The following is a 9,611-nucleotide window of genomic DNA, read 5'->3' as shown; positions in this document are numbered from 1 at the left end:
AGGGCGACCATCTTGGAGCCGTCCGATATCTCCTGGTCGTCTATCGGGTTGTTATCGATGATATCATTGAGGTTATCGTATTCCTCCGCAGGCGTCTTTGCCGGCTCTTTCGGTGATATGATCTCTCCGACCGTCTCTTTGAGCGCCTGGTTGAATTCTTCAGAGATGCCTGCGCCTTTCAGGGCACTATTGATCCTTGAATTGAGTATCTTCAGGACCATATCCTTATTATCGGGCGTTACCGCGGCCGTCATCGCGTTCAGGTATATGCGTGCCGTGGCGAGATTATGCCTGGCGGCTACATTGAAGGCATAACTTACGAACGCCTCCAATGCCTGTTCGCTTATATCCTTTGACGGGTCGAGTTTCGCATTCGCGAATTCGACCAGGAAGGCCTCCTGATCTTTTTCAGGCAGCTGCGCAAGGGCCTTCGCGGCCTTTGGATCGAGCACGGCGAAGAGCTTCCTGGCAACATCGATATTCTGCCTGATGGCGGAATCTGACACTGCCGCGAGGCGTTTCAATACCGCGATGGCCGCCGCCTTTGCCGCCGCGAGCGGCTGCTTCCTGACGGCTTCAAGCCAGCTCTCCGCCTCGCCTACGATCTTGCCTGCCTTATCTTCCGCGAGCGTCTCCTGTATAGCGGTCATGCCGTCCGGCCTGATACCCATAAGTTCAAATATGGCCGCCCTCTTCTTCTTATCATCCATACGGTCATTCGCCAGTATCGTCCCGATCATCTGGTTCTTTATCGCGGTGGCGAAGTCCCTTTCATCCGTGATGCTCTTTTCCTTCCAATCGGACGGGCCCTGGTCGCCGAGGTTCTTATGGAGAAGCCCGATCACCTTTACGAGTTTCGCCTCTTCTATGCCCCACAGCGCGAATTCCGGCATCCTGTCCCAATCGACCCTGAACGGGCTGAGGAGATTGACGGCTATCAATGCGAGCGTCCTTATATACTCTTCCCTGCCCATCATCTTTCTGTCGATGAGGCGGGCTATCGCCTCGGCCTTACCGGGCACCATATTCGGCAGGTGGGGCAGCATCTTCTTAAGGAGAGCCCTCATATCTTTGCCCTTCAGGTCTCCTGCCGTGACGAACGCCAGCATGCGCGCATCTATGGCGGATATGAGCTCGACTGAATCGTTGAAGAATGCGTTATCCATGCCCAGCTTCTCGACGAGTTGTCTCCGCTGCGCCTGGTCGAGGCCGTGTTCCTCGGCGATAGCATTAAGCCGCGCGAGCGTTATATTATCGCCTTCGGCAGATACCGCCTTCCAGGCGCTCTCGAACTTATCCTTTGTCTTCTTTGCCTCCTCTTTGGCGGCCCTCTTTTCGAGGCCCGTCTTCTCGAACAACTTCATCATAGCTGTGGTCAATATGCCGGAGAGCGCCATTGTCCATAACGACGGCCCCGGTATGCCTATGGCGTCGAGGGCCAGTTCCGCGAGATACGGCACATCGACTATCATCTCCAGGATTTCCACTGCTATGAACGCCCTGCCCCAGCCGGAGAGTTTCGACCATTTGGCCAGGAACCTCTCCGACATCACCATCTTGGTGACTATGGAGCTCACTATGAGGTACTCGCGCACACCGGGCATCAGCCACGCCCCTATTAAGAGCCCCGTGCTTATGACGGTTGCGAGGCGGCTCGACGTCGTCTTCATCCCGATCTTTTCAAGCGCCTTCTCCATCTTCTTCTCCAGCGCGCTCTTCGGTTTATAGACGGACGGTACCCTCTCCGCTCTCAGTTTACCGGCTATCTCTCTCCTCAATGCGTCTGTTGCCGGTGTGTTGAAGCCGTCCCTCGCGAGGCCGTTCAATGTGGTCAGCGCGCCGTGCAGGTCGCCTCTCTGGGCCGCGTCCGTAGCGGAGGCCGTCGCTTCGGCGACTATACGGCTCTCGGCGTCTTTCGCGAGCCGGTCCGCCTCCTTGCCTATATCTTCGAACTCTTCTTCCGGAGGCGGCTGGAACCCGGCGAGCTTACTGTGCGCGCCCTTCATGTTGCCTTCCGCCATATCCCTCCTTGCGGACTCCACCGCGCCGGCTATAAACTCTTCCCTGCGGGCGCGTATATCATCCCTCACCGCATCGACCAATTCCCTGTTCGTGGCATTAAGCGGCCTGCCCTCTTCTCTCTCAAATTCCTTCTCCGTATTATCGAGTAGCTCCAGCGCCTCATCCGGGTTTCCTTCCGATGCGAGCGCCTCCGCGCGTTTTACGGCGCCATCCACCCTGTCGGACTCTTCGCGGACGTCGGTCCACATCTTGTCTACCATACGCTCTTCGGCCGACTCCCCTGGCTTACCTTCCTTGGCCAGTTCTCCCTCTACGCTCGCTGAAATATCGACCGGCTTCGCCTTACCTTCCGCCTCTTCCGCCCCGGCCTCAGCCGCGGTCTCTTCAGCTACGGTCGTCCCGGCAAAAGACGACTTACCCGGCGTCTCCTCCAGCACGACACCGCTTATGGTCATCACGAGGCGCGGCCCGAAGAGCCTTTCACGCAGGCGCTCCAGGATACCTGCCCTCTTCGGCTTCGCCTCTTCCGCCTTATCCTTCCCCTTATCCTTTCCGGACGAGAGCATACCCATATATCTCTCCGCGGTGTTCCTCGCCTTCTCGACCGCACCCTTTGCGGTCTCGTCATCCACCGACTCCGCCTTCGTCTCCCTCGGCGTCGTCATCGTCTCCGCTACCCTCTCCGTGAAGTTCGTCATCAGCCTGACGAACCCTCTCGTCATGCGCCTCGAATACCTCCAGAACCACATCCTGCCGCGCGCGTCCCTCGACTCCGCCAGGAACTTGACCCACGTATCGTCGATGGCCCGGGTCACCGAGCTCACGACCTCGCCTTCCGACATATTAGTCATTATGGCTTCGGTCAGGACCTGCTTCAATCCGCCGTCGCTCAGCCTCTTGACGGTCGATTCGCTCACGCCCTTTATGTCGATGCCGAACCTCGACCTTACGGCATCGGTCACATCCTCCCACTTCATATCACCTTTCCTGTACTGCTCGACGAACTTCGTGACCGCCTTGCCGACAAATTTACTGAAGAGCTCCGACGGTTTCGCGTCGCGCAGGATGGAGTTCCTCACCTCATGGTACGCCTCCTGCATCTTGAATTCGAATGTATTGAAGCGCGCGGCGTTCGCCCTGCCCCTGTATTCCGCCCTGTCGATATTCTCCTGCGCGCGGCCTATCTCTTTGCGTATGAATTCTACGTCTCCGGCCGTCAGCTTTCCGCCCCGGTTCTTGGCTTCTTTGATTATCGATTTGATCTGATTAAATCTGAACCTGTCTATAATATCACCGTTCCTGTACAGCCCTCTCTCTAGTATCGCCAGGTCTTCGCCGTCAAGAGAGAAGACAGACCATGTCTCGCCCGGATTATTCTGCCTGGCGGACCTGCCGTCTGCCTGCCTGTCTATGCGCTTCGACTTATTGACCTCGCGTATTAACTGGAGTCCGTATACATATGTGGTGAATATCATCGTCTTGAGCTCGGCAAGGGCTTCGACATCCGCCCCTATCCTGCCTTCGAGCATGTCGAAGAAATTCCCGATCTCTTTCACCTTTTCTTCCCTGGTCGATCTGTTCCTGTCTTTATTGAGCTCGTCCAATAATCTGCCGAGCTCTTCGATGTTATATGCTTCAAGGCCGGCCTTATCCTTCGCGAAATCCATCATCTCACCCCTGCCGGGCAGCTGTATATCTGTTGCGCGGCCGGCGATATTGGTCGCTATCGTGATCATGCCCGGCCTGCCTGCGGTCGCGACTATCGTGACCTCGTCCTTCTCATTGAAGGCATCGAGGACCTGGACCTTCTCTTTAAGACGGCGTTCGACCTCACCTCTGATCTCTTCTTCGCCCTTCCATTTCCATTCCTCATCCACCGCAAGGTCTCGCCTGACCTCCTCTCTGAATTCTCCGGCCAGCGCGTCATAGAATGCGTTCGCGGAATTCATCGACCTGAGGACGACGAGTATCGGGGCGCCCGGCTTCTTCGCCTGTATATCCGATATCTTCTTACGCACGTCGGACATCTTCTCTCTTCCTGTCAGGACTACGGTCGTGTCGTTACTATCCCGTATCTTCTCGTAGTGGGAAGGCACTGCGACGACGTTCCTGCCGAAAAGCCTCTTCAGTTCCTTACGGGCCTCGGTGATCGTTCCGCTCAGGCCGCTGAAGTGTTCGAAAGAGTTGACGAGTATGTCGCGTATGCTTATCTTGGCCGACGTCTTCGACTCTGCCTGTATGTCGAGCGACTCCTTCATCTCGACCGCCTGGGCAAGGCCTCTTTCCCACCTCTGGCCCGTCTGGTCACGGCCTGTGAATTCGCTCACTATTATAAGTTCGCCCCTGCCGTTCTTCCTTGTGCCTATCCTGTAGTGAACACCTTTCTCGTACAGGAGGTGCGCCTCAAGTGCCCTCATCACCTGCCCCATAGTAGGTGTAGGAAGTTTATCCTTGGAGACGATGCCGCCCAGGAGCCCCATCAGCATCCCGACGGCCTTTCTGCCTTCGTCCGTAAGTATGATGGCCCGCGTGGTCCTGTCGACTATGTAGTACATATTGGCCGGCACTTCCCGGGTCGTGCCGTTTATATCGACGAGCTCCAGCTTCAGTTCTCCGCCTTCTCTCAGTATCTGCCGCGCTATTATATCGGCTATGGCGTAGACCGCCGCGGGGCCCTTCCTCAGGACGTTCTGCCCTTCAGAAAGTATGAAGTCGCTCAGCGCCTGGTCCAGCACCACGTTATCTATCTCATCGACGTTCGCGTAGTAGAGCTTCATCTTGAGCTTGCTGTCCGCCGGTATGTAGCGACGGCCTGAGCTGGATTCCCGTATATCATGGAGCATGTCGAAGGCGAGCGTCGAGGCCGCTACGTATATGACATCCGTCCTGTAAGCCGCCTGTTTACGCTTCGCGATCTCTCTCTGCCTCTCAGTCGCATCCGGGAAATCCCCTTCGGTCACACCCATATCCCTGGTTACGCAGGCTGGATCCATCCCCAATCTCTCGAATATCCCGCGCGTCCCGTCGAAGTCACGTTTGGCTAGAGCATCGGTCGTCACTATCTGGGCTACGACGCCTCTTTCTCCCGTCTTCGCTTCTACCCCTCTCAGGAAGAGCCCCACTATGCTTACGAAGGTCTTCCCTTCACCTGTACCAAGCTGGATGATGACATCATCCGCGAGCATCTGCCCTGCGTAGATCTGTTCACCGAACAGGCTGGCCCCCTTCTCCAGGAAGACAGATAGTATGACCGCGATGGCCCCGTCCATCGCTATCTCTTTCGCCGATGCGCCGCTCCTGACCTTCCCCTCGACCTCTCTCTTGACCTCATCGATGATCTTCTGCAGCTTATTCCTGACCTCTGCCTTTGTGCTGTCTATCCCCAATATCCTCAATATCTGGTCGAGGGCCAGGGAAGGATCCTTCAAAAGCTCCCTCATCGTCTTCGTCTGCTCTGAGTCGAGCCCCAGCGCTTCTCCCATGCGGCCGGCCAGTCTATCCAGCGCTTCCACCCGGTTCTTCTCTATGACACCGCGTATATATGATTCCTTATTGAGCTTTCGTATCTCGCGTGAATTCCGCCTGTCTTTTACAAAATTGACCGCCCTCTTCCAGAGCGGATCCCTGCCCCTGAGGAGTTTCCTAAGCTCCCGGGCAGTGGGCGTCTTGAATATGTCACGCGGCTGCTTCGTCTCGGTCTTCACCCCGGGGCTCGGGGCGGTCTCATCCCTGACGGCATCGCCGTAGGCCTTCACGGCGGCAAGCAGCTCGGCTTCGCTTATCTCTCCGGCGCGGAATTTGCGCTCGGCCTCCCGATATGCCTCGTGTGCGGCGTCGGACTTTCTCGGGGCGGCCATCCTCGACTTATCGAGATATTTAGGGTTCGCCCTCAGGAAGCTGAGCTCGCCCTGGATATGCCTTAACCTGCTATCGATGCCTTCTATCTCACCGCCGAGATTTTTCATCCTCTTCTCTATATTTCCGCGCGTTACTTCATCCGCCGCGTCCTGCCACTTCGCTTCCAGGGTCTCCATCTCGGACTCTTTATCGGCCTTATCCGTACGGAGACCTTCCCGCTCGGCCTCAAGGTCTGCTATCCTCTGCTGGGTAGGTGTCTTCGTCTTTGCCGGAGCGGCCTTCTCTGCGGCCGGCTCAGCTTTGCCGGCGCTATCTGCAGATACCGGCGTCGTCCCTGCTTCGGGCGCAGCCGGTCCCCGCACTTCTTCGGACGGAGCAACAGGCGCCTCGGTTTCCACGACGGTCTCTCTCGCACTTATCTCTCTATTCAACGTATTGGCGTCAGCTATTATGTCGTTCAGCCTGTCCTGGGACGGATCATCTTTCTTCGTCTCCGCTTTCCATGCCCCTTCGGCATATCTGAATGCCTGCTTCAGCTCACCGAGGGTCATATCCTTCACATTATTGAGGACGGTCCCATCCGCCCTGCGGACAGGATTATTGAGCATCCCCTCTCTTTGTGATCTGGCTGCGGCAGCCTCTGCCCTCATGGCTCTCCTGGCCTTCATCTCTCCCCTCAGCGCATTAAAGTCCTCTAATAATCTATCCATCTTCTCCCTGGACGGATCCTCTCTTCTGCTCTCCGCTTTCCATGCCCTTCTGGCATATGTGATCATCTGTCTCAGCTCATCGTCTTCCATATCCTTAACGTTATCCACTACAGTCCCATCCGGCCGCCTGCCGGGGAGATTGAGCATGCCTTCGGCGGTCCTGCCGCTACCCTCGCTCGTGCTCCCGGGCGCGACTCCGCCCATGCCTAACATCGCCAATGTGCCCAGGCCTACGCGTGATTCGGAAATACCTGCCGCCTTCATCGCTTCTCTAAGGACCCGCTGGATCACTAGAGGGCTCAAGCCAAGAGACATGCCGAGACGCTGCGCCCCAAGTATCAGTCTGGCAAGCAGCTCTTTATTTTCTATCGTTATATTGCTGGTGGCTTCAATATACGCAAGATCATTCATTATTACGGCTATATCTTCTGCGCCCAGCCTGTCGGCTTCCGCTACCGCTTGTTCAGCTAACGCCTTCTCGTTGAGCGGTACCGCTTGTTCTGATCTCTTCTCTTCTATCCTGCTCCGCAGTAACTGTTCCAGGCGTATCGTCTTCAATATCTTCTCGAGCGTCAGCCCTTTCTCTTTCAGGAGCTCCCTCAGCTTCTCCTGGGCCTTTGTCATAACATTCTCTGTGGTCAACTCGCCGCCTTCGTTCCTTATATCTTCCTCCGCCTCCGCTATCGCCCTGTCGATGAGCGGCGCGATCGCGGCGGCCTCATCGGCGGTCAACGCTTCACCTTCCGCGGGCTTTGCAGCTTCGGCTGCCACGTCAGCTGTCGGGACGGCCTGGGCCTGAGAGACCTCTGCGGCGGCAGGCGCCTCTTCTTCAGTCCTTCCCTCTGCCCTGGCCGACTTCAGCGCGCTTTCGAGCCCCGCCTTCTGGTCCTCAAGTGCATTTATCCTGTTCCTTAAAGAATCGAGGAACGGCGCCATCTTCTCAGACCCGTTCTCGCCGTATTCGCCGCGGGCAAGCTTATCTTCCATCGCCTCAAGCGTGGACCTGAGGACGTTTATCTCCTCATCTATAGATGATATCGCGCCCTGTAACGTCTCGGTTGAAACCCGGCCCGTGAATGCCTCTGCCTGCGCGCGCGCCCGGACAGCCTCAGCGCTATCGTAACCGTATCTCGCCTCTGCGCGCTGGGCCTCTCCCATCCTCTGCCGCACATCCTGCACCGTAGGAGCCGTGGCTCCGACACCCGGCTGTACGGTCTGGCCCGATACAGGAGTGGCTGCCTGTCCTGCCGGCGCCCTGTCAAATTGCCGCGTTTCGGGATTATAAGTCCACCTGGAGCCGTTCGGTGTCTGGACCGTCTGGCCTGCGGCGACCGGGATAGCCTGCGTCGACGGGACCGCGGTCATCGTACGTTCCAGTTCTCCCGTCTGGACATTGTAGGTCCAGGTAGAGCCATCGGGGGTCTGGACCGTCTGGCTCGGGGCGACCGATACCGCCGCTATTGTCTGGGCCGGCGCCGGTACAAATCTGCCTGCCTGGGCATCGTAGGTCCATGCGGAGCCGTCCGGCGTCCGGACCGTCTGGCCCTGGGCTATCGGCAAAGCCTGAGCGTGGACCTGAGCAGGCACGAACTGCCCCGTCTGGGCGTTATATGTCCATGCGACGCCGTCCGGCGTCTGTATTACCTGGTTCGCCGTCACCGGCATCGCCCCTGTTGCGCCGCCCGGACCTCCGTAATAGTAAGCGGCAGGCGCATATTCCGGAGCCCCCGGCATATCAGAAGCGACTAACGTGACGACAGGATTGCCGTTCACGTCCACGAGCGTAGTGCCTATGCGTCTATATGTGTTGCCTGAGCTGTCGACCCATGTGGCGCCGCCATTCTGCGACACATAGACGTTGCCGCTCGCATCCAGGCCTGAATACGTCCCGGTCTCTGCGGTCGACTGGCCTGTATAAGGTATGCCGCTGTAAGGCGTACCGCTGTAAGGCAGGTATGAAGGCGTTGTCGGGGCCGTACCGGTGCCGCTTGCAGGACCGCCGATCGCTCCGGTTACAGGCGCGGTGGAAAGCGGACCGCCTCTATGCATAGAATCGAGCGGAGAAGTAGTGCTGGGCGGCGGCGTCTGGCCGGGACGGGTGCCTGTGCCGGAAGGCGGTGTAGCTAATGAGCCGAAGAGCTGCTGAGCGATCTTGCCCGGGATCTGCGGCTGTTGGGTCGACGGCATGCCTGGTATAGGAACTCCTGGTCCCGGTGTGCCGGGTTGTCCGGGTATGGTGCCCGGTCCCGGTATTCCGGGCGTTGTGCCCGGCACAGTATAAGTAGAAGAAGGCAGAGACGGAGCAGGGCGCTGCAACTGCTGAGGGGAAGTTACTCCGCCGGTCGCTGTTTGTTTAACACCGGGCGCCACGGGTGGTGCACTAAGAACGGGCGACGGCCGCATCATCGTGGCCGACGTTGGACCGCCATCGAATGTCGTATATGTATATGAGACCTGCGGATTATATCCGGTACCTGTATAAGCGTACGGGATAGCGCCTGACGCATATCCTGTCGCAGGCGCTGTCGTCGTATCCGCAGGTGTATATGCAGATGTGTATGTATATGAAGGCTGTATGCTGCCGGAGAGCGCGGGAGCGAACGGTACGGATGTGAACGCGGTTACTGTCCTGGCGGCTCCCGGTGCCTGTACACCCGTTCCGCTCTGGTCTGTGCCGAACTCTGCCTGAGGCGTATATGCCGGGGTCCTGGCGACTGCTGCACCTGACGGAGCAACTCCTGTCGCAGGCGCTGTCGTCGTATCCGCAGGTGTATATGCAGGTGCGTATGTATATGAAGGCTGTATGCTGCCGGAGAGCGCGGGAGCGAACGGTACGGATGCGAATGTTGCCCCTGTCCGCGTGCCAGCAGGCACCTGACCCATTGTCGGAGCACCGCTCTCCGGGGCCGCTACAGGAGCTGCTACAGCAGTAGCACGAGGTGAGGCTACGCCTTCACCTGCTTCACCCGGCGCTGCTACAGCGGCGGCTTTCTCAGAGGCGCGCGTTGCCTGAGGCGCCGT

1 protein-coding gene is annotated in these 9,611 nt (G+C 58.0%); it reads right to left on the bottom strand.

What is annotated here, in order from left to right:
• Positions 1 to 9,464 (bottom strand): hypothetical protein (locus tag WC515_08905; GenBank protein MFA5147477.1); only part of this gene is annotated, 9,464 nt, incomplete at its 3' end.
• Positions 9,465 to 9,611: the final 147 nt, after the last annotated feature.

This window comes from Candidatus Omnitrophota bacterium, assembly GCA_041650805.1.
Lineage (GTDB): Bacteria > Omnitrophota > Gorgyraeia > 2-01-FULL-45-10 > 2-01-FULL-45-10 > JBAZKM01.
This window is presented reverse-complemented; position numbering and strand designations above follow the sequence as displayed.